The sequence below is a fragment of the Rhodococcus sp. P4_B6 genome (genome assembly GCF_056402215.1).
In genome coordinates this window covers 1-19,737 of the sequence record NZ_JBFUHV010000111.1, presented here as the reverse complement: position 1 = coordinate 19,737, position 19,737 = coordinate 1, and the positions used below count along the sequence as shown (strand labels likewise).

The window sequence follows — 19,737 nt, the reverse complement described above, 5'->3', positions numbered from 1 at the left end:
GTCAGCATCGTCACGCCGCAATCGTAGGCTGTGGGTCATGACTGGTCGCCTAGTGCTCGCCGCAACACCGATGGGGGACGTGGGTGACGCCTCGCCGAGGCTGCGTACGGCGCTCGGGACGGCAGATGTCGTCGCCGCCGAGGACACCCGCCGCACCAAAGCCCTCGCCTCCGCGCTCGAGGTGACAATCACCGGCAAGGTCGTCAGCTTCTACGACCAGGTCGAGACGGCCCGGCTGCCCGCCCTCGTCGCCGACGTCGCGTCCGGCAAGACCGTTCTCCTCGTCACCGACGCCGGCATGCCCTCCGTCAGCGACCCCGGGTACCGGCTGGTGTCGGCGTGCGTGGCCGAGGATCTGGCGGTGACGTGCCTGCCCGGACCGTCGGCGGTGACGACGGCACTCGCGYTGTCCGGGCTGCCCGTCGAACGGTTCTGCTTCGACGGCTTCCCGCCCCGCAAGCAGGGTCAGCGCAAGACGTGGTTGCAGGCCCTGGTCACCGAGCAACGCGCCTGCGTGTTCTTCGAGGCGCCGCACCGGCTCGCCGACTGCCTCGCGGACGCCGCCGACGTGCTCGGCGGCACCCGCCGCGCCGCCGTCTGCCGGGAGCTGACCAAGACCTACGAGGAGGTGCGCCGCGGCACCCTCGCCGAACTCGCCGAGTGGGCCGCCGAGGGCGTCCGCGGCGAGATCACAGTCGTGGTGGAGGGTGCCACCCTCGTCGCGTCCGACCCCGCCGACCTCGTCGACGAGGTGGAGCGACTGGTCGCCGACGGCACCCGGCTCAAGGACGCGTGCGCGCTCGTCGCCACCACCGGCGTGTCGAAGCGGGAACTCTACGAAACGGTGCTGGCGTCCCGGAAGGACTAGGCGGCAGGCGGGCGCTACCGCCGGAGGGCACGCTCCCCGGGCGCCAGCGACGCGTCGTCGGCGGCCGCCTGTCCGGCGTACCAGCCGTTGGCGTCGACGGCCCGGCCGCGCGCCTTCTTGGTCCGCGGAAACAGGCGGTCGAACTCGGCGTCCACGGCCTCCGACTTGGTGGCCAGGATCGGCAGCAGATCGGCGACGGGAATCGACGCCGCGTCGGCGGCGTCGGCCGTGGCCCGGCTGTCGGCGTCGCGCAACCGCTGCCCGATGCGGCTGGCGAAGCCCGCCAGGAAACCCTTCCGGAACGACGTCGTGCGCGAACCGCTGCGACTGTCGGCGTCCGCGAATTGCATTGCGCGCGTGGCCTGCACCAGCAGGGAGGTGAAGAGCATGTCGACCTGCTGGAGGTCGAGGGGGGTTCCGACCACGGTCGCGATGGCGAGCGAGCTGAACCACACGGTGCGCACCCGGTTGGAGTCGCCGATCTCCGTGAGAAGGTGCACCTTCTCCTTGACGTACGGATTCTCCAGGTGGATCCGGCGACTGTGCACCGCGGTGTTGCCCACCCCGTGCTGGGTGTGGAGGAGGGCCGCGTTGATCGCGTAGCGCGTCATCAACTCCTGCGCCTTCGCGGTGAAGATCTCCGCCTCCTCCGCGAAATCGGTGGCCTCGGCCTTCGCGAGCAGCCCGCGAATCCTGTTGAGCACCTTCGCGTCGGCCTCGGCCTCGCCCGGCATCGCCGCGGACGGGTCGGCGACCCGCACGACCGGCCACGTCGACGGCGGAGGAGTGAGCACCGTCCAGCCGGGCAGATTCGTCCACGACAGCGACAGGTCGGTCAGCTGGTAGACGGAGTGGTACGGGTCCTCGAACAGCAGCCCGGCGGCCAGGGCCCGAACGTCGGGACCGTCGACCGGAACCCGCGCCGCCAGGTGGGACGCGCCCGGGTACTGCTCGCCGATGGTGCGGAGTTGCTCCACCCAGTCCCGCGGCGCCCGGTGCGCGGCGCGGGTGCGCTCCGCCTCGTGCAGCACCAGGGCCGCCGCCAGCGCCGCGTCGGACGGCTCCTTCGATCTCCGCGCCAGATGCACGACGTCGGCGGGCTGCCACCCACGCTCGTACGCGCCCGACAACTCACCCATCAGGGTGTGGACTGCCGCGGCGGCCTGTGGGCTCACTTCGTCGTCGAACACGCGCGCTCCGTTCCCGAATCCACGGTGATGAGATCGAATGTATGTTCTATTCGGCGTCATGGGGAGAGTGTGCCTGCGGGGTCCGACAAGAACGGACCCGCGCTGATCAGTCCTCCACGTAGCGGGGGAACACGCCCGACGGTGCAGGCAGCGGGGTGCCCGCCACGACGCGCGTCGGAAGGTCGCTGAACTGCCGCGCGTCGCTCTTCTGACCCAGCAGGTCCAGGATCTTCTCCGCGGCGTCCGGCATCACCGGCTGCACGAGGACGCCCACGATCCGGACCACCTCGAGCGTCACGTACAGCACCGTCGCCATCCGCTCCGGATCCGTCTTCCGCAGCACCCAGGGCTCCTGCTTGGAGAAGTACCGGTTGGTCTCGCCGAGAACCGACCAGATCGCCTCCAGCGCGAGATGCAGTGCCTGGACGTCGTATTCGGCGCGCACCCGCTCCAGCAGCGCATCCGCCTGCGCGAGCATCGCCGCGTCGTCCTCGGTCAGCTCGCCGGGCGTCGGAACCTGCGCATCGCAGTTCTTCGCGACCATCGACAGCGAACGCTGGGCGAGGTTGCCGAGTTCGTTCGCCAGGTCGGCGTTGATCCGGGTGACGATGGCCTCGTGGCTGTAGCTGCCGTCCTGGCCGTAGGAGATCTCGCGGAGCAGGAAGAAGCGCACGGCGTCGAGGCCGTACTGCTCCACCATGGCGACGGGGTCGACGACGTTGCCGACCGACTTCGACATCTTCTCGCCCTTGTTGTAGAGGAACCCGTGCACGAAGACCCGCTTCGGCAACTCGATTCCCGCCGACATCAGGAATGCCGGCCAGTACACGGTGTGGAACCGGGTGATGTCCTTGCCGATGATGTGCAGGTTCGCCGGCCAGAACTTGCCGAACTGCTCGGAATCCGTGTCCGGGTATCCGGCGCCGGTGAGGTAGTTGGTGAGGGCGTCCACCCACACGTACATCACGTGCTCGGGGTGATCGGGCACCGGAACGCCCCAGTCGAACGTCGTCCGCGAGATCGACAGGTCCTTGAGACCACCCTTGACGAAGCTGACGATCTCGTTGCGCCGCGTCGCGGGCGCGATGAAGTCGGGATTCTCGTCGTAGAGGGCCAGCAGCTTGTCCTGGTACTCGGACAGCTTGAAGAAATACGTGGACTCCTCCGTCCACTCGACCGGGGTACCCGTCTCGGTGGACAAGCGCGAACCGTCCTCCTGCAGCGTGGTCTCGGCCTCGGTGTAGAACGCCTCGTCGCGGACCGAGTACCAGCCCGAGTACGTGTCGAGGTAGATGTCGCCGTTGTCGAGCATCTTCTGCCAGATCGCCTTGCTGGCTTCTTCGTGGTCGGCATCCGTCGTGCGGATGAACCGGTCGAAGGAGATGTTGAGCGTCTTGTCCATGGCCTCGAACACATCGGAGTTCCGCGCGGCGAGTTCGCGGACGTCGATGCCTTCCTTGGCCGCGGTCTGCTGCATCTTCAGACCGTGCTCGTCGGTTCCCGTCATGAAGAAGACGTCGAACCCGTCCAGACGCTTGAACCGTGCGAGGGCGTCGGAGGAGATGTACTCGTAGGCGTGGCCGATGTGCGGGACGCCGTTCGGGTACGCGATCGCCGTCGTCAGATAGAAAGGTGGCCGCGAGGCGGTGGAATCAGCAGCATTCATGGTGCGACCACTCTATCTGCGCGCCGCCGTTTCGTGACGCGCAGATTCGGGTTCTAGCCCGGGCCGGCGCCGTCCTCGCCGGTGACGGTGCGCGACTCGTACGCCGCGCGAGCCGACTTGTCCGTGGACCGCACCTGGTCGGGAACCATCCGCCGGACCGCGAAGTCGCGGGCGAACTGGGGAAACACGGTGACCAGCCGGGCCAGCGGCCCGACGTACCAGGGGATGGTCACTTCGAACCGGGGACGCCGGATCGCCGCGACCACCGCCTTCGCGACGTCGGCCGGCTTCAGCAGTTTGGCCGCACCCGTCGCCGTCCCGGCCGCGAGTTCGGTGTCCACGACCCCGGGCATGATCACCGAGATCTGCACACCCGAACCGCGCAGTTCCTCGCGGACCCCGGTCAGGTAGCCGAGAACCCCGTGCTTGGTGGCGGCGTACGTCGACTCGCCGGGCGGTGCGACCTTGGACGCCGCCGACGCCACCGTGATGATCTTGCCGCGGCCCCGCTCACGCATCGCCGGGGCTGCCAGACGCACTCCCCGGATGACCCCGTGCAGGTTCACCGCGAGCTGCCGTTCCGTCGCGGACTCGGGTTCCTCGTCGAAGCTCCCGACCCACATGACGCCCGCATTGTTGACGAGCACGTCGAGCGGGCCCCAGTGATCCTCGACGGCGGCGAGGAACGCCGTGAACGACCCGGTGTCGGTCACGTCCAGTTCGAGGCCCTCGACCGTCCCGCCCGCCCGGCCGAGTTCGTCCGCCGTGCGCCGGGCCGCGGCACCGTCGACGTCGCCGATCGCGACCCGCGCGCCTGCGACCGCCAGCTGTCGGGCGATCTCCCTCCCGATTCCCCTCGCACCACCGGTCACCGCGATCACGCGGCCGTTCATCGAACTCGCAGTCATGGACACGGCTCCCTCCCCGTCGGGGTGAAAGTACCGCATGTGACACGTGCGGCGGCGGCGTCGACAATGTCCGCATGAGCAAAGACCGTCCCGCCCCGGAAGCCCCTGCGCCGCTGTTCCCGCTCGTCGACTCGCACACGCACCTCGACGCGTGCGGAGCGTCGGACGCGGCGAGTGTCACGGCGATCGTCGACCGGGCGGCCGCGGTGGGGGTCGAACGGGTGGTCACGGTGGCCGACGACCTGGCGGCCGCGCAGTTCGCCGTCGACGCGGCCCACTGGGATCCCCGCGTCTACGCGGCCGTCGCCATCCACCCGACCCGGGCGAACGTGCTCGACGACGCGACCAGGGCGGAGATCGAGCGGCTCGCCGGTGATCCCCGGGTGGTCGCGGTGGGGGAGACGGGGCTCGACTTCTACTGGCCGGGGAAACTCGACGGCTGCGCCACCGTCCCCGAGCAGACCGACGGCTTCCGCTGGCACATCGACCTCGCGAAGCGGCTCGGCAAGACGCTGATGATCCACAACCGGGAGGCCGACCAGGCGCTGCTGCAGGTGCTGCGCGAGGAGGGAGCCCCGGAGACGGTGATCTTCCACTGCTTCTCCTCGGACGCCGAGATGGCGCGCGAGTGCGTCGACGCCGGTTACGTCCTCAGCTTCTCCGGCACCGTCAGCTTCAAGAACGCGAAGGCCCTGCGGGAGGCGGCACCGCTGGTGCCGTCGGATCAGCTGATCGTCGAGACGGATGCGCCGTTCCTCACCCCGCACCCGTTCCGGGGCGCTCCCAACGAGCCGTACTGCCTGCCGTACACGGTCCGGGCGCTCGCCGAGATCCGCGGCGAGGACCCGGACGACCTCGCGAAGGCGTCCACCGCGACCGCCGAGCGCGTGTACGGCCTCCGGCCCGTGAGTGGGTAGCGAGTCCCTGGACTCGTCGGGCGCGCACAGGGCCGCAGGCCTTAAGTTGAAGTTTCAACCTAGAGAACTTAGGATCGTTGCCTGTTCAACCAATGGTCGTCCCGGTCGCGCGGGGACACCTCGATGAAAGGCGCATCCATGAACAACCCCGCAGTTCGGAACCTGGGAATTCTCGTCGCCCGCCTGGGCATCGGCGTCATCTTCCTCGCTCACGGCTGGCAGAAGGCGTTCACCAACGGCCTCGACGCCCAGACCGCCGGCTTCGAGGCCATGGGAGTTCCGCTTCCGGGCATCTCGGCGTTCCTCGCGACGTGGATCGAGCTGATCGGCGGAATCGCGCTCATCGTCGGCGCCGCAGTCCCGGTCTTCGGGATCCTGCTGTTCCTCGACATGGTCGGCGCGTTCTTCCTCGTGCACATCGACAAGGGCATCTTCGCGAGCGAGGGCGGCTACGAACTGGTCCTGGCGCTCGGCGTCGGGTCGCTGCTACTCGCCGTCGTCGGATCGGGCCGCTTCGGTGTCGACGGACTGCTCGGCGACAAGCTGCCGTGGGCTGCGAAGGAACCCGCCACCGTCTGACCCCCATGTGAGTGGCGAAGTGTGCCCCGGCACGCTTCGCCACTCACATGTCAGAGGACCTTGTTCAGGAAGTCCTGGGTACGGGACTGCTGCGGGTCGCCGAAGATCTGCTCCGGAGTTCCCTCCTCCATCACGTACCCGTCGGCCATGAAGATCACCCGGTCGGACACCTCGCGGGCGAAGCCCATCTCGTGGGTGACCACGACCATCGTCATGCCGCCCTTCGCGAGGTCGCGCAGAACCTGCAGCACCTCGCCCACCATCTCGGGGTCCAGCGCGCTGGTGGCCTCGTCGAACAGCATGATGTCCGGGCTCATCGCCAGGGCCCGTGCGATCGCGACGCGCTGCTTCTGCCCGCCGGACAGGTTCGCCGGCTTCGCGTCCGCCTTCTCCGCCAGCCCGACCTGCTCGAGCAACCGCACGGCCGTCGCCCGCGCCTCCTCCTTGGAGGCCCGCTTGGTCTGCACGGGCGCGAGCATCACGTTCTCGATCGCCGTCATGTGCGGGAACAGGTTGAAGTGCTGGAACACCATCCCGATGTGTTGGCGCACCCGGTCGATGTCGATCTTGGGATTGCTCACGTCGAAGCCGTCGACGACGACGTTGCCGCCGGTGATGTCCTCGAGCCGGTTGAGGCAGCGCAGGAACGTGCTCTTGCCGGATCCCGACGGCCCGATCACGCACACCACCTCGCCGCTCGCGATGTYGACGTCGATGCCCTTGAGCACCTCGTTGTCGCCGAACGACTTCTTCAGGCCCTTCACCCGGATCTTCGGGTCGGCGGCCTCGGCCTTGTTGTCCGTCACCGGTGTCTCGGTCATCTGTTGATCCTCTTCTCGAGCCGGTTCGACAGCTTCGTCAGCGCCATGATGATGATGAAATACATCGCGCCGATGATCAGCCACATGTTGAAGGACTGGAAGTTGCGGGCGATGATGATCCGCCCGGTCTGAGTGAGCTCGGCGAGTCCGATCACGGACAGGATCGACGTGTCCTTCAGCGTGATCACGAACTGGTTGATGTAGGACGGGATCATCGTCCGCACGGCCTGCGGCATCACGACTTTCCGCATCGACTTCAGGTAGCTGATGCCGAGGCTCCGGGACGCTTCCATCTGGCCCTTGTCGACGGACAGGATGCCGCCGCGCACGATCTCGGCCATGTAGGCGCCTGCGTTGAGGCTCAGTGTGATGATGCCCGCGGTGAACGCCGACATCTGGAAGTCCAGCGCCGCCGGGATGCCGAAGTAGATGAAGAAGGCCTGCACCAGCAGCGGAGTGCCGCGGAACACGTCCACGTAGGTGGTGCCGATGCCGCGCAGGACGATGTTGGTCGATACCCGGAACAGGCCGAAGATCGCGCCGAGCACGAGCGCGATGGCGATCGAGACCACGGTCAGGACGATCGTCAGCCACAGACCCTCGAGTAGCAGCGGGTAGGTGCTCTTGATCAGGCCGAGGATCGAGTTGTCGTCGTCGGAGGCGTCGGCGTTGAGGTAGGTGTCGAGGATCTCGTCGTACTTGCCGCTCGCCTTCACGTTGGCGAGACCGGTGTTGAACTCCTGGAGGAGCTGCGCGTTCTGGCCCTTCGCGACGGCGAACCCGTAGCTGGCGCCGGGGACCTTGTCGGTGACGGTCTTGAACCCGTTGCCCTGCTTGATGCCGTAGGCGAGGACGGGGTAGTCCTCGAACACGGCGACCGAGTTACCCGTGCGGACCTCGTCGAACATGCTCGACGAGTCGGCGAAGTACTTGGTGGTGAACCCGTACTGGTCCTTGATGGACTCCGCGTACGTGGCGCCTTCGGTGCCGTTCTTGACGGCGACGGACTTGCCGCGCAGGTCCTCGTACGACGTGATCGAGTCGTTGGACTCGAGCACGCCCATCTGCACACCCGACTCGAAGTACGGGTCGGAGAAGTCGAACGTCGCCTTGCGGGCGTCGGTGATCGACATGCCGGCGATCATGCCGTTGGCCTGACCGCCCGTGACCGCCTGCAGTGCGGCGTCGAATCCGACGGCGTTGACCCGGTAGGTGAATCCCTGGTCCTCGGCGATGGCGGCGAGAAGGTCCATGTCGATGCCGACGAGTTTGCCGCTCTCGTCCTGGAACTCGAACGGGGCGAACGTGATGTCGGTGGCGATGGTGTAGTCGTTGCCCGGAGCGGGCTGCTGCGCGACGGCGATGCCGGGCGCGACGAGTGTGACGAGCAGCGTCAGCGCGGCGATCACCGCGGGCACTCTCGGACGTCTGACGAGTCTCAGAAGTCGATCGGATCTGCTGCGCACGGAACCCCAGCTTTCTTGTCAGTAATGCCCGGTCGCTTCCGGGCTTCTTGGTGCAAGTCGCAAGATACTGCGTTTCGAGGGTGGTCCGGACCAGAAGCGATTGATCCCGGTAAAGCGAATACTGTCCCCGATCTCAACCTTTTCGTGATCTAGGACGCAGGTCGTAGCGGCAAAGTTGCCAGACCATCGCCGATTCGTTACCGTACCGTGATCAAACGTCCGCCAGCCTTGGGAATTCATGTGTCGCCTCTAGCCAGAATCAACAACGCCAAATCGCCCCTTCTCTACGTAGTTGTCGCGGCACTGCTCGCGACGCTCGTCCTGGGCGGTGCGTTGGCAGTGGCACGGCACAAGACCGTCACGCTCGACGTCGACGGCGAGACCATCTCGCTCGGCACGATGGCGTCCGACGTCAGCGGCGCGCTCGACGACGCCGGATACACCGTCAGTGAGCGTGACGCGGTCGCTCCCGCGGCCGACGCGTCGATCTCCGACGGCGACACGGTGGTGTTGCGGCGGGCGCGCGAGATCGACCTCACCGTCGACGGGCAGCCCAAGACCGTGTGGACCACCGCGCTCACCGTCGACGACGCGCTGAAGCAGTTCGAACTCGCCGACGACGTCCACGTCTCGGCGTCCCGCTCCGAGCGTCTGCCGCTCGAGGGCACCTCGCTCGAGGTCGTCAACGCCAAGCTCGTCAAGGTCGCCGACGGCGGCGCCCCGCTCACCGACGTCCGCCTCGCCGCCCCCACCGTCGGCGAACTCCTCGCCGCCAACGGCGCCCCGCTCGAGCAGGCTGACACCGTCGTCCCCCCGGCCGACGCCCCCGTCGTCGAAGGTGCCGAGATCCACGTGACCCGCGACCGCACCGAGACCCGCACCGAGACGCTGCCCATCGCGCCGCCCGAGAACCGCGTCGACGATCCCTCGCTCGACAAGGGCAAGACCGTCGTCGAGAACCCCGGAGTTCCCGGCGAGCGCACCGTCACTGCCTCCGTGAAGACGGTCAACGGTGTCGAGGCCGGACGCCAGGAACTCAGCTCGCAGGTGCTCCGCGAGCCCGCACCCGCGCTCGTCAAGGTCGGTGTGAAGGAACTCGCCATCTCCAACGCCTCCACCTGGGATTCGATCGCGCACTGCGAGGCCACCGGCAACTGGGCCATCAACACCGGCAACGGATTCTTCGGCGGACTGCAGTTCACCCAGAGCACCTGGGAGGCGTTCGGCGGAAGCCAGTACGCCGCCCGCGCCGACCTCGCCTCCCGCGAACAGCAGATCTCCGTCGCCGAGAAGGTCCAGGCGGCGCAGGGCTGGGGCGCATGGCCCGCCTGCACCAGCAAGCTCGGACTCCGCTGACGATCTGAAGTAAAGGAACCCGATGTCACCCTTCGCGAAGATCAACTCGGCTCGCTCGCCGCTGCTGTACACCGTGGTGGCCCTGCTTCTCGCCACGCTGATCGCCGGCGGAGTGATGGCCGTGGTCCGGCACAAGAACGTCACCCTCGACGTGGACGGCGAGACGATCTCGCTGAGCACCATGACCACGAGCGTCGACGCCGCCCTGGCCGACGCGGGGTATTCGGTCACCGACCGCGACGCGGTGGCGCCGGAACGCGACGCGACCCTGTCCGACGGGGACACCGTGGTTCTGCGCCGCGCGCGTGAGGTGTCGCTGACGGTGGACGGGCAGCCCAAGACGGTGTGGACGACCGCGCTCACCGTCGAGGATGCGCTGAAGCAGTTCGATCTCGGCGAGGACGTGCACGTGTCCGCGTCCCGTTCGCAGCGACTTCCGCTCGACGGCGCCGCACTCGACGTGCTCAACCCGCTCGTCGTCAAGCTCGCCGATGGTGCGCTTCCGGTCGCCGACGTGCGCATGGCCGCGCCGACGGTCGGGGACTTCCTTGCCGCGCACGGTGCGCCGCTCGAGCAGGCCGACACCGTCGTCCCGGCCGCGGGCACTCCGCTGACCGAGGGGATGGACGTCACCGTCACTCGCGACCGCACCGAGACGAAGGTCGAGACGGTGCCGCTGGCTCCGGCGGAGCAGCGGATCGAGGACCCGACGATGAACAAGAGTCGCACCGTCGTCGAGAGTCCGGGACTGCCCGGCGTCCAGGACGTCACGTTCGCGGTCAACACCGTCAACGGCGAGGAAGTCGGACGCAACCAGGTGTCCGCGACGGTCACGACGCCGGCTCAGCCGAAGGTGATCCGCGTCGGCGCGAAGCCGGGCACCGAGGTGCCGCCCGTCGAGAACGGTTCAGTCTGGGACGCCCTCGCGCAATGCGAGGCCACCGGCAACTGGGCCATCAACACCGGCAACGGATTCTTCGGCGGCGTCCAGTTCGACCAGAACACATGGGAACGTCAGGGCGGCCTCAAGTACGCACCGCGCGCCGACCTCGCCACCCGCGAGGAGCAGATCGCCGTCGCGTCGCAGACGCAGAAGACGCAGGGCTGGGGAGCGTGGCCGTCGTGCTCGGGCAGGCTCGGCGTGCGTTAAAGTTCGGCTGGTGTCCGAAGCCGAAGTACCCCCCGTCGCTCGAGGTCAGGCCGCACTGCTCGGCCCCGCCGAGGTGCGTGCGTTAGCCGAGGAGTTCGGTGTGCGCCCCACCAAGCAGCTGGGGCAGAACTTCGTGCACGACGCCAACACGGTCCGGCGCATCGTCGCGACCGCCGGAGTGGGACGTGACGACACCGTCCTCGAGGTCGGCCCGGGGCTCGGTTCGCTGACGCTGGCGCTGCTCGACGTCGTCGACAAGGTGATCGCCGTCGAGATCGACCCCAACCTCGCCGCACGACTCCCGGTCACGGTCGCCGACCGTGCCCCGGAACTCGCGGACCGGCTGACCGTGGTCGGCGCGGACGCGATGCGGGTCAAGCCGTCCGAGATCCCCGGTCAGCCCACGGCTCTCGTCGCGAATCTGCCGTACAACGTCGCGGTGCCCGTGCTGCTGCACCTGTTCTCCGAACTGCCCAGCCTGCGAACCGCACTGGTGATGGTGCAGGCCGAGGTGGCCGACCGCCTGGCGGCGTCCCCGGGCAGCAAGATCTACGGCGTGCCCAGTGTGAAGGCTAATTTCTTCGGCGCCGTTCGACGTGCTGGCGCGGTCGGCCGGGCGGTGTTCTGGCCCGTCCCGAAGGTCGAGTCGGGTCTCGTCCGCATCGACCGGTACGCCGAACCGCCGTGGCCCGTCGACGACGAACACCGCCGCCGCGTGTTCGCCGTCATCGATGCGGCTTTCGCTCAGCGCCGCAAGACTTTACGAGCCGCTCTCGGTGGTTGGGCGGGATCACCCGTCGAGGCCGAGCGACGACTGCTCGAGGCAGGCATCCCACCGTCCGCCCGCGGCGAGACTCTCGACGCCGCGGCCTTCGTGCGTCTTGCCGCCACCCGCCCGTGAGTACTTGTCAACCGCGGGCGGTTGACAAGTACTCACGGGCGGGAGCCGCACCCTGGGGGAGACAACCGACCGGATGTGTGGTTCACTATTGGAGGTCGTAAGTTTTGTGTTTGTGTTTCCCACGCTCGCAAATCGATGGTTGCGAGCGTTTGGACGTCCTCCACAGGAATTGTCATAGACGGTCGTGTTCAATGACCCAGGTAACCGAGCCGGTTGCCTGAAGAAGTTACTGTGTTAGAGGAGATTTACATGGCAGAGGGCATCGTGAAGTGGTTCAACTCCGAGAAGGGGTTCGGCTTCATCGCCCCCGAGGACGGCAGCGCTGACGTGTTCGTCCATTACTCGGAGATCCAGAGCGGCGGCTTCCGCACGCTCGAGGAGAATCAGCGTGTTTCGTTCGAGATCGGCCAGGGCAACAAGGGCCCGCAGGCCACCGGCGTCACCCTGATCTGAGAACGGCCATGACTTCCCGGTTCGCCGGGACATGACGTTCGAGCAAGGCCCCACTCGTCACGGAGTGGGGCCTTGTCTCGTCTCCACACGCCGTCGCTGCTAGGCCGATCTGAGGTGCGCGGCCTGGTACCCGAGATTCATGGCGCAGACCAGCCAGAGTTGCAGCGCCGAACTCTCCGACGGCCCGAACAGTCCGATCACCGCAGCGGCTCCGAGGGCCGCGGCGACGAAGAACGTGGCCGTTCCGAGTGCCCGCCGGGGCCTCGACGAGAAGATCACCGTTCCCGTCACGAAGAGCGCCCACAGCGTGGTGGAGACGATGGCGGCGGCGACGAACCAGGCCGCCGAATACCTGCCCGGCCACGTCCACGGCTGCGCTCCGTTGTCCAGTGTGCAGACGAACGCCAACGAGAACGTCATGATCACCACGGTGGCGCCCCCGAGCGCCAGGTGGCCCCCGACCAGCACCTTCCCGACTGTTCCCGCCCCCGCAGGCGCCCGCGCGCGACCCTCCTCGACAATCGTGTGCTGCATCCCCGACTACCCCGGCCTTTCGTTGTCGTCACCTGGATGGACGCCGCGCAGGACCGTTCGGTTCCACGGGATTTTCGGTCCGCGGTGACGGCTGAACGGCGTCTCGGTCAGGCGTTACCGTAGCGGTCGGCGAAGAGGCGGTGACGCTCACCCACCCGTCGGCACTCTTCGCGCAGCTCAGGTGGGTCGAGGACGGTGAAGTCGACGCCGAATGCGCTGAGCCAGTTGGCTATCGACGGCACCGAATCGCCGCCGAGCGCGACCGCGCACTGGCCGTCGGGCATCTCTTCGAGAGTTCCCCAGTCTTCGTGCACGAGGACCGCCATCTCGTCGATCGACGCGTGCAGCAGCACTCGTGCGCGGATCCGGGTGACGGCGCGGTTGATTCCGCGTGCGACGAACTCGGCAGCGCCGCCGGGCGGCAGTTCGCGGGGCGTGAACCGCGGTCCCGTCGGGATCTTGGGTGTCAGGCGGTCCACCCGGAACGACCGCCAGTCGGCGCGGGTGAGGTCCCAGGCGACGAGGTACCAGCGCAGTCCGGAGCGCACGAGCCGGTACGGCTCCACTTCGCGGCGGCTCTCGGTGCCGTCGTGGGTGCGGTAGTCGAACCGGAGTCGCTCGTGGTTGTGGCAGACCGACGCGACGGCCGACAGGACCTCCGCGTCGACGGCGCTCTTCGCGGGCTCGCGGTGGACGACGTCGACCTGCAGCGCCGCGAGGCGGTGCCGCAGGCGGGACGGCATCACCTGCCGGAGTTTGGTGAGTGCTCGCATCGACGCCTCGCCGATGCCGACCACGGAGCCGGTGGCGCCGGATTGGAGGCCGAGCGCGACGGCCAGTACTTCCTCGTCGTCGAGCAGCAGGGGCGGCATTTCCGCGCCGGCGCCGAGTTGGTACCCGCCGCCGACCCCGACCGTCGCGTCGACCGGGTAGCCGAGGTCGCGGAGTTTCTCCACATCTCGCCGGACGGTGCGCGGAGTGATGCCGAGCCGGTCGGCGAGTTCTGCCCCGGACCAGTCCTTTCGGGTCTGGAGCAGGGAGAGCAGCCGGAGGAGTCGTGCCGAAGTTTCCCGCATGCACCTCAGGATGCCATCGATAGAGGACATCTTCTGTCCTCTATCGGCGGGAGATAACGGTAAGTAACGATTTTCCCACCAGCCCCACGAGTGTCACTACACTGGCGCCGACGCTCCACGGACCATCGCATGAGTACTTCGTGAAAAATCCGACGGAAAGGTCTTAGCGTGACGCACTTCCGTGCTCGACCCATCACTTCGGCGGTCAGGGCGCTGCTCGCCGCAGTCATGACCACCGCCTTCTGCGTGGCGCTGGCGGTCTCGACCACCGCCACCGCGTCCGCCTCGGCGGCGGACCTCTTCAACAGCGCGCAGGGCAGATTCGCCGCGGGGGACACCCGCGGTGCCCTCGCGGACATCGGCGGCGCCGTCGCCGGAGAGCCCGGCGACACGAACGCGCTGGCGTTGCAGGCCATCTACGCCGACGCCGCGGGCGATCTGATTACCCGTGAGGCCGCGCTCGCCCGGCTGGGCGCGGCGGACGGCGGTATGCGCGCCGGCGTCGACGGGATGCTGAACGCGATCAGAATCGCCTCGTTCACACCCCCCAACCCACTTCCGGCAATCCAGGGTCCGTCCACCGCGATCATCGTCCTCGGGTTCGGTCTGCTCCCAGACGGCACGATGCGGCCGGAATTGGTCAACCGCCTGCAGGCCGCGATGGTCCAGTCGTGGGTCTCGCCGATGTCGCCGATCATCGTCACCGGCGGCAACCCGCAGAACGGCGTGACGGAGGCGGCCGCCATGCAGGGTTGGTTGCAGGCGCACGGTGTGCCTGCACAGCGCATCCACCCCGAGCATCGTGCCGGATCGACGGTCGGTAACGCGCTCAACTCGGTTCCGCTCGCCCGCTCGCTCGGTGCGGGCGGCGCGATCCTCGTGACGTCGGCCAACCACATCCGCAGGGCAACGGTCGATTTCAACGTCGCCGGACTGCCGGTGGTCGGGGCGATGAGCGCGATCACCAGCGCGGGTCAGCTGATCGCCGAATTCATGCCCCTGACCAAGGACCAGCAACTGGGCATGTACCGCGACGCGATCAGGGTGTTCGGCATCCCCGCCAGCTATTGACGCGACTGCGCGTCGCTGTCGGGCGGCGGGTGAGGCGGTCATGGGGAGACGGTCAGGGCGGCGCTGTGACGGGTTCGTGTCACGAGTGTTTCCGGGGTGAGAACGGCGGGGTAAGGACGGCGGCAGTTCCGGGGGTGGGCGGTGGCGGGGTGCAGTTCGTGGCAGTATTGCGACGCACCGACCGCAGGAGGACACATGCGCTTGTCGCCCCACGAGCAGGAGCGTCTGCTCCTGAGCTACGCCGCGGAACTCGCGCGTAGGCGCCGGCAACGCGGACTCGTGCTGAACCACCCGGAGGCCGTGGCCCTCATCACGGATCACATCCTCGAAGGGGCCCGCGACGGCCGGTCGGTGGCGGAGCTGATGGTGTCCGGCCGGGAGGTGCTCACCCGCGCCGACGTGATGGAGGGCGTCCCGGAGATGCTGCACGACGTGCAGGTGGAGGCCACGTTTCCGGACGGCACGAAGCTCGTCACCGTCCATGATCCGATCGCGTAGGGGTGACCGTGATTCCAGGTGAAGTCTTCTGCGCCGAGGGCGTGATCGAGCTCAACGAGGGTTCTCCCCGCACGGAACTCGCGGTGGTCAACACCGGTGACCGGCCGGTGCAGGTCGGTAGCCACGTTCACTTTCCGCAGGCCAACCACGCGCTGCAGTTCGACCGTTCCGCCGCCCACGGGCTGCGGCTGGACATTCCCGCGGGCACCGCGGTGCGTTTCGAACCTGGTATCGCGCAGACGGTTTCACTCGTGCCGCTGCGTGGGACCCGAGAAGTGCACGGGCTGAGCCTCACTCCTCCCGGAAAGCTGGACGCGTCATGACCGATCTCAGCCGCGCACGGTACGCGGAGCTGTTCGGTCCCACGACCGGCGACCGCATCCGGCTCGCCGACACCGACCTTCTGATCGAGATCACCGAGGACCGCAGCGGCGGACCGGGGCTGGCCGGTGACGAAGCGGTGTTCGGTGGCGGAAAAGTGTTGCGCGAGTCCATGGGCCAGGGTCGCGCCACCCGCGCCGAGGGCGCGCCCGACACGGTGATCACCGGCGTGGTGGTCGTCGACCACTGGGGAATCATCAAGGCGGACGTCGGCATTCGGGACGGACGCATCGTCGCGCTCGGCAAGGCGGGCAACCCCGACACGATGTCGGGCGTGCACCCCGATCTCGTGGTGGGCCCGTCCACCGAGATCATCGCCGGGAACGGCAAGATCCTCACCGCAGGCGGTATCGACTGCCACGTGCACTTCATCTGCCCGCAGATCATGGACGAGGCGCTGGGCGGCGGCATCACGACGATGATCGGCGGCGGCACCGGACCCGCCGAGGGCAGCAAGGCCACCACCGTGACCCCCGGTTCGTGGCACACCGCCCGGATGCTGGAGGCACTCGACGGCTGGCCGATGAACATCGCCCTGCTCGGCAAGGGCAACACGGTCAACTCCGAGTCGATGTGGGAGCAGTTGCGCGGCGGTGTCTCCGGGTTCAAGCTGCACGAGGACTGGGGTTCGACACCGGCGGCGATCGACGCGTGCCTCACCGTCGCGGACGCCGCGGGGGTGCAGGTCGCGCTGCACTCGGACACGTTGAACGAGGCCGGTTTCGTCGAGGACACGATCGCGGCGATCGCCGGACGTGCGATCCACGCCTATCACACGGAGGGCGCCGGCGGCGGCCACGCACCAGACATCATCACGGTGGCCGCGCACCCGAACGTCCTGCCCAGTTCGACCAATCCGACCCGGCCGCACACCGTGAACACCCTCGACGAGCACCTCGACATGCTCATGGTGTGCCATCACCTGAGCCCGAAGATCCCGGAGGACCTGGCGTTCGCGGAGAGCCGCATCCGGCCGTCCACCATTGCCGCGGAGGACCTGCTGCACGACCTGGGCGCCATCTCCATGATCGGCAGCGACTCGCAGGCGATGGGACGGATCGGCGAGGTGGTGCTGCGCACCTGGCAGACCGCGCACGTGATGAAACGCAGGCGGGGTTTCCTGTCCGGCGACAACGGCGCCGACAATCAGCGCGTCCAGCGCTACGTCGCCAAGTACACGATCTGCCCCGCCGTCGCACACGGGCTGGAGGACGAGATCGGGTCGGTCGAGGTGGGCAAACTCGCCGATCTGGTGCTGTGGGATCCGGCGTTCTTCGGGGTCCGGCCGCACGCGGTGATCAAGGGCGGGATGATCGCCTGGGCCGCGATGGGAGATGCCAACGCGTCCATACCGACTCCGCAACCGGTGCTGCCCCGTCCGATGTTCGGGGCGGCCCCCAAGGTGGCGGCCGCCACATCCGTGCACTTCGTCGCACCGCACGCCCTCGAGGACGGACTGGCGGATCGGCTGGACCTGAACCGGCGACTGGTGCCGGTCGCGAACGTGCGGTCGCGGGGCAAGGCCGACATGCCGCGCAACGACGCACAGCCGCGGATCGAGGTGGACCCCGACACGTTCACCGTCCGCATCGACGGCGAGGTGTGGGAAGAACAGCCGGCGGCGGAACTGCCGATGGCCCAGCGATACTTTCTGTTCTGATGCGCCTCGCTCACCTGATGTCGCTCGCCGACTCGCGGCTGCCCACGGGCGGTCACGTGCATTCGGGTGGCATCGAGGAGGCCGTCGCCAGCGGTGTCGTCCGCGACGTCGCCACGATGGAGGCGTTCCTGCGTCGCCGGATCCGGACCGCCGGGCTCGTCGGGGGATCGATCACCGCGGCGGTGTGCGCCGGCCGGCTCACCGCCGGACACGCCGACGCCGAGATGGATGCGCGAACCCCGTCCCCGGCGGCGCGGTCGTCGTCGCGGGCGCAGGGGAGAGGTCTGCTGCGGCTGGCCCGCACCACGTGGCCGGAGCACGACTGGTCGCCGGTCGGGACGCGTCCGCACCTGCCCGTGGTGTCCGGAGTGGTCGGATCCGTCACCGCGGTCGAACCACGGGAGGCGGCGCTGGTCTTCGTGTACACCACCATGACCGGGTGCGCGATCGCCGCGCAGCGTCTACTCGCTCTCGACCCCGCGCAGGTCGCCGCGTGCACGTTCGCGCTGGCCGACCTGTGCGACGACATCGCAGACCGGTGCGGCACCGGGCTGGCGAGCGTGTCCGACCCGTTCCTGGACGTCGTCGCCGAACGGCACGTTCTGCGGGACCGCCCCCTGTTCGTGTCGTGACACCGCTGTACCCAGTAAGGAGAAATCAACCATGCCACCACATTTCATCGACGGTGAACCGCACGACCATCAGCACGACCGTCCCCGGCGGGTCCGGGTGGCGGGGGAACCGGTCCGGATCGGGATCGGCGGGCCCGTCGGATCGGGCAAGACGGCGCTCGTCGCCGCGCTCTGCAGGCAACTGCGCGAGGAGTTGTCGCTGGCCGTGCTGACCAACGACATCTACACCACCGAGGACGCGGACTTCCTGCGCCGCCACGCCGTGCTGCCGGACGAGCGGATCGCCGCCGTGCAGACCGGTGGCTGCCCCCACACGGCCATCCGCGACGACATCACCGCCAACCTCGACGCGATCGACGACCTGATCGCGGCCAACCCGCCGCTCGATCTGATCCTGGTGGAGTCCGGCGGCGACAACCTCACCGCGACGTTCTCCTCGGGCCTGATCGACGTGCAGATCTTCGTCGTCGACGTCGCCGGTGGCGACAAGGTTCCCCGCAAGGGTGGCCCCGGTGTGACGTTCTCGGATCTGCTCGTGATCAACAAGACCGACCTCGCTCCGATGGTCGGAGCCGATCTCGGGGTGATGCGCCGCGATGCCGAGCAGGTTCGCGAGGGCAGGCCCACCGTGCTGATCTCGCTGACGGAGGACCCGTCGTCCGGACCGGCGCTGGCATGGGTGCGGGAGCAGGTGCGCACGCTCGCCGCCGTGCACCCGTAGTGCGCACCGAACTGACGATCGTCGCGTCCCCCGACCGCAGTCCGCGGATCTCCGCGGCCGGGGGACTGGCGGCCCGGATCACCGGCCGCGACACGGTCCACGTGATCGGCACCGCCGCGACCCCGCTAGGCGGCGACCACTGGGACATCACCGTCCGGGTGCTGCCGGGTGCCCGGCTGACGCTGCGCAGCGTCGCGGCGTCCCTGGCGCTGCCCGGCCGCGGTCGGGTGCTGTCCACGGCGCGGTGGTCGGTGGAGGTCGGGGACGACGCGGTCCTCGACTGCGCACTGGAACCCACCGTGATCGCGGGCGGCGCGGAGCATCGCGTCGAGACGACGGTGACCCTCGCCGAGTCGGCGACGGTGCTGCTGCGTGAACGGGTGCAGATCGGGCGGGCGGGGGAGAGCGCGGGACGCTGGGTCGGGGTCACCGACGCCGATCTCGGCGACCTGCCACTGCTCCGGCACCAGCTGGAACTCGGTGTCGGCACCGTCTCGCACGACGTGCTGGACGGTCCGGCGGCCGTCACCAGTGAACTGCGGTACCCGGACGACCGGCCGGCTGAAGTCACGGGTGACATCCGGTCGGCGCGGACGCGTCTGCCCCTCGCCCGCGGCGGCAGCCTCACCACCCGGCTCGGCCCGCACCTGTGACGCATGTGATGCTCCTATGAGTGTCAACCCGGGTTTGCGGGGTTGAGGAGGGCGAAGATTTCTCGGGCGACGGCTCGTTTGAGGCAGCGGATGATGTCGCGTTTGCTTTTGCTTTGGGCGAGTCGTTTGTCCCGGTAGGCGCGGGTGCGGTCGTCGTACTTGAGTCTGGAGAGCACGATCACGTGCAGTGCCCGGTTGGCTTGCCGGTCACCGCCCCGGTTGAGGCGGTGCCGGGT

21 protein-coding genes and 1 pseudogene are annotated in these 19,737 nt (G+C 68.4%); 14 read left to right on the top strand and 8 right to left on the bottom strand.

What is annotated here, in order from left to right; genetic code table 11:
- The first annotated feature begins 37 nt into the window (after positions 1-37).
- Positions 38-868 carry a 16S rRNA (cytidine(1402)-2'-O)-methyltransferase gene (gene rsmI, locus AC1DWT_RS34800; RefSeq protein ID WP_072941126.1) on the top strand — a complete coding sequence of 277 codons (831 nt, stop codon included), beginning with the start codon at positions 38-40 and terminating at the stop codon, positions 866-868.
- A gap of 14 nt (positions 869-882) precedes the next feature.
- On the opposite strand, the gene AC1DWT_RS34795 is transcribed toward rsmI, so the two are convergent.
- Genes AC1DWT_RS34795 through AC1DWT_RS34785 form a run of 3 tightly spaced genes read right to left on the bottom strand, consistent with a single transcriptional unit; the run spans position 883 to position 4,632 of the window.
- Positions 883-2,118, bottom strand: a complete 1,236-nt coding sequence (locus AC1DWT_RS34795) for a DUF2786 domain-containing protein (RefSeq protein WP_072941123.1) — start codon at positions 2,116-2,118, stop codon at positions 883-885.
- A 46-nt stretch (positions 2,119-2,164) separates the two neighbouring features.
- Positions 2,165-3,724, bottom strand: coding sequence for a methionine--tRNA ligase (metG, locus tag AC1DWT_RS34790; protein WP_072941121.1), 1,560 nt, complete (start codon positions 3,722-3,724; stop codon positions 2,165-2,167).
- A 53-nt stretch (positions 3,725-3,777) separates the two neighbouring features.
- Entirely contained in the window at positions 3,778-4,632 is an 855-nt protein-coding gene (locus AC1DWT_RS34785; RefSeq protein WP_477924126.1) for an SDR family oxidoreductase, read from the bottom strand.
- Positions 4,633-4,706: 74 nt separating this feature from the next.
- On the opposite strand from AC1DWT_RS34785, the gene AC1DWT_RS34780 reads away from it, so the two are divergent.
- Together AC1DWT_RS34780 and AC1DWT_RS34775 are read left to right on the top strand one after the other, a co-directional pair.
- Complete coding sequence (locus AC1DWT_RS34780) at positions 4,707-5,549, top strand: TatD family hydrolase (RefSeq protein WP_452578569.1); 843 nt, start codon at positions 4,707-4,709, stop codon at positions 5,547-5,549.
- Between the two features lie 138 nt (positions 5,550-5,687).
- A complete protein-coding gene (locus tag AC1DWT_RS34775) occupies positions 5,688-6,128 on the top strand; it encodes a DoxX family protein (RefSeq protein WP_072941112.1) in 441 nt (146 codons plus the stop codon).
- A 50-nt stretch (positions 6,129-6,178) separates the two neighbouring features.
- Here the strand turns inward: AC1DWT_RS34775 and AC1DWT_RS34770 are convergent, their stop codons facing one another.
- Both AC1DWT_RS34770 and AC1DWT_RS34765 read right to left on the bottom strand, forming a co-directional pair.
- A complete protein-coding gene (locus tag AC1DWT_RS34770) occupies positions 6,179-6,949 on the bottom strand; it encodes an amino acid ABC transporter ATP-binding protein (protein ID WP_477924123.1) in 771 nt (256 codons plus the stop codon).
- Entirely contained in the window at positions 6,946-8,415 is a 1,470-nt protein-coding gene (locus AC1DWT_RS34765; protein WP_371851550.1) for an amino acid ABC transporter substrate-binding protein/permease, read from the bottom strand. The genes AC1DWT_RS34770 and AC1DWT_RS34765 overlap by 4 nt, the downstream gene beginning before the upstream one ends.
- A gap of 240 nt (positions 8,416-8,655) precedes the next feature.
- Between AC1DWT_RS34765 and AC1DWT_RS34760 the strand changes: the two genes are divergently transcribed.
- The 4 genes from AC1DWT_RS34760 (at position 8,656) to AC1DWT_RS34745 (ending at position 12,275) form a co-directional block, all read left to right on the top strand.
- A complete protein-coding gene (locus AC1DWT_RS34760) occupies positions 8,656-9,771 on the top strand; it encodes a resuscitation-promoting factor (protein ID WP_095861212.1) in 1,116 nt (371 codons plus the stop codon).
- Between the two features lie 22 nt (positions 9,772-9,793).
- Positions 9,794-10,921 carry a resuscitation-promoting factor gene (locus AC1DWT_RS34755; protein WP_072941103.1) on the top strand — a complete coding sequence of 376 codons (1,128 nt, stop codon included), beginning with the start codon at positions 9,794-9,796 and terminating at the stop codon, positions 10,919-10,921.
- A gap of 10 nt (positions 10,922-10,931) precedes the next feature.
- Positions 10,932-11,822 carry a 16S rRNA (adenine(1518)-N(6)/adenine(1519)-N(6))-dimethyltransferase RsmA gene (gene rsmA / locus AC1DWT_RS34750; protein ID WP_072941101.1) on the top strand — a complete coding sequence of 297 codons (891 nt, stop codon included), beginning with the start codon at positions 10,932-10,934 and terminating at the stop codon, positions 11,820-11,822.
- A gap of 249 nt (positions 11,823-12,071) precedes the next feature.
- Positions 12,072-12,275: a cold-shock protein gene (locus AC1DWT_RS34745; protein ID WP_005255446.1), complete on the top strand. Its 204-nt coding sequence runs from the start codon at positions 12,072-12,074 to the stop codon at positions 12,273-12,275.
- Between the two features lie 99 nt (positions 12,276-12,374).
- Here the strand turns inward: AC1DWT_RS34745 and AC1DWT_RS34740 are convergent, their stop codons facing one another.
- Entirely contained in the window at positions 12,375-12,809 is a 435-nt protein-coding gene (locus tag AC1DWT_RS34740; protein WP_477924120.1) for a hypothetical protein, read from the bottom strand.
- A gap of 107 nt (positions 12,810-12,916) precedes the next feature.
- Positions 12,917-13,885, bottom strand: coding sequence for a helix-turn-helix transcriptional regulator (locus tag AC1DWT_RS34735; RefSeq protein ID WP_477924149.1), 969 nt, complete (start codon positions 13,883-13,885; stop codon positions 12,917-12,919).
- Between the two features lie 228 nt (positions 13,886-14,113).
- Here AC1DWT_RS34735 and AC1DWT_RS34730 point away from each other — a divergent pair, with 228 nt between their 5' ends.
- The 7 genes from AC1DWT_RS34730 to AC1DWT_RS34700 all read left to right on the top strand — a co-directional run bounded on the left by AC1DWT_RS34730 (position 14,114) and on the right by AC1DWT_RS34700 (position 19,501).
- Positions 14,114-14,956, top strand: coding sequence for a YdcF family protein (locus tag AC1DWT_RS34730; RefSeq protein ID WP_072941226.1), 843 nt, complete (start codon positions 14,114-14,116; stop codon positions 14,954-14,956).
- A gap of 195 nt (positions 14,957-15,151) precedes the next feature.
- Complete coding sequence (locus AC1DWT_RS34725) at positions 15,152-15,454, top strand: urease subunit gamma (protein WP_005255454.1); 303 nt, start codon at positions 15,152-15,154, stop codon at positions 15,452-15,454.
- Positions 15,455-15,462: 8 nt separating this feature from the next.
- Positions 15,463-15,777, top strand: a complete 315-nt coding sequence (locus tag AC1DWT_RS34720) for an urease subunit beta (RefSeq protein ID WP_072941223.1) — start codon at positions 15,463-15,465, stop codon at positions 15,775-15,777.
- Complete coding sequence (locus AC1DWT_RS34715; protein ID WP_072941096.1) at positions 15,774-17,495, top strand: urease subunit alpha; 1,722 nt, start codon at positions 15,774-15,776, stop codon at positions 17,493-17,495. The genes AC1DWT_RS34720 and AC1DWT_RS34715 overlap by 4 nt, the downstream gene beginning before the upstream one ends.
- Entirely contained in the window at positions 17,495-18,127 is a 633-nt protein-coding gene (locus AC1DWT_RS34710) for an urease accessory protein UreF (RefSeq protein ID WP_095861209.1), read from the top strand. Before AC1DWT_RS34715 ends, AC1DWT_RS34710 begins: the two co-directional genes overlap by 1 nt.
- A 31-nt stretch (positions 18,128-18,158) precedes the next feature.
- Entirely contained in the window at positions 18,159-18,848 is a 690-nt protein-coding gene (gene ureG / locus AC1DWT_RS34705) for an urease accessory protein UreG (RefSeq protein ID WP_072941093.1), read from the top strand.
- Entirely contained in the window at positions 18,848-19,501 is a 654-nt protein-coding gene (locus AC1DWT_RS34700) for an urease accessory protein UreD (protein ID WP_072941092.1), read from the top strand. Before ureG ends, AC1DWT_RS34700 begins: the two co-directional genes overlap by 1 nt.
- 23 nt (positions 19,502-19,524) lie before the next feature.
- On the opposite strand, the pseudogene AC1DWT_RS34695 reads toward AC1DWT_RS34700, so the two are convergent.
- A pseudogene (locus tag AC1DWT_RS34695) lies at positions 19,525-19,737 on the bottom strand (IS110 family transposase); the annotation flags it as partial.

Excerpts from the sequence above, each read along its gene's own strand:
- AC1DWT_RS34755 (WP_072941103.1), top strand. The coding sequence starts at position 9,794 with ATGTCACCCTTCGCGAAGATCAACTCGGCTCGCTCGCCGCTGCTGTAC.
- AC1DWT_RS34710 (WP_095861209.1), top strand. The coding sequence starts at position 17,495 with ATGCGCCTCGCTCACCTGATGTCGCTCGCCGACTCGCGGCTGCCCACG.
- AC1DWT_RS34740 (WP_477924120.1), bottom strand. The coding sequence starts at position 12,809 with ATGCAGCACACGATTGTCGAGGAGGGTCGCGCGCGGGCGCCTGCGGGG.
- AC1DWT_RS34775 (WP_072941112.1), top strand. The coding sequence starts at position 5,688 with ATGAACAACCCCGCAGTTCGGAACCTGGGAATTCTCGTCGCCCGCCTG.
- AC1DWT_RS34725 (WP_005255454.1), top strand. The coding sequence starts at position 15,152 with ATGCGCTTGTCGCCCCACGAGCAGGAGCGTCTGCTCCTGAGCTACGCC.
- AC1DWT_RS34715 (WP_072941096.1), top strand. The coding sequence starts at position 15,774 with ATGACCGATCTCAGCCGCGCACGGTACGCGGAGCTGTTCGGTCCCACG.
- AC1DWT_RS34780 (WP_452578569.1), top strand. The coding sequence starts at position 4,707 with ATGAGCAAAGACCGTCCCGCCCCGGAAGCCCCTGCGCCGCTGTTCCCG.
- metG (WP_072941121.1), bottom strand. The coding sequence starts at position 3,724 with ATGAATGCTGCTGATTCCACCGCCTCGCGGCCACCTTTCTATCTGACG.
- AC1DWT_RS34785 (WP_477924126.1), bottom strand. The coding sequence starts at position 4,632 with ATGACTGCGAGTTCGATGAACGGCCGCGTGATCGCGGTGACCGGTGGT.
- AC1DWT_RS34735 (WP_477924149.1), bottom strand. The coding sequence starts at position 13,885 with ATGCGGGAAACTTCGGCACGACTCCTCCGGCTGCTCTCCCTGCTCCAG.
- AC1DWT_RS34795 (WP_072941123.1), bottom strand. The coding sequence starts at position 2,118 with ATGACGCCGAATAGAACATACATTCGATCTCATCACCGTGGATTCGGG.
- AC1DWT_RS34730 (WP_072941226.1), top strand. The coding sequence starts at position 14,114 with ATGACCACCGCCTTCTGCGTGGCGCTGGCGGTCTCGACCACCGCCACC.
- ureG (WP_072941093.1), top strand. The coding sequence starts at position 18,159 with ATGCCACCACATTTCATCGACGGTGAACCGCACGACCATCAGCACGAC.
- AC1DWT_RS34745 (WP_005255446.1), top strand. The coding sequence starts at position 12,072 with ATGGCAGAGGGCATCGTGAAGTGGTTCAACTCCGAGAAGGGGTTCGGC.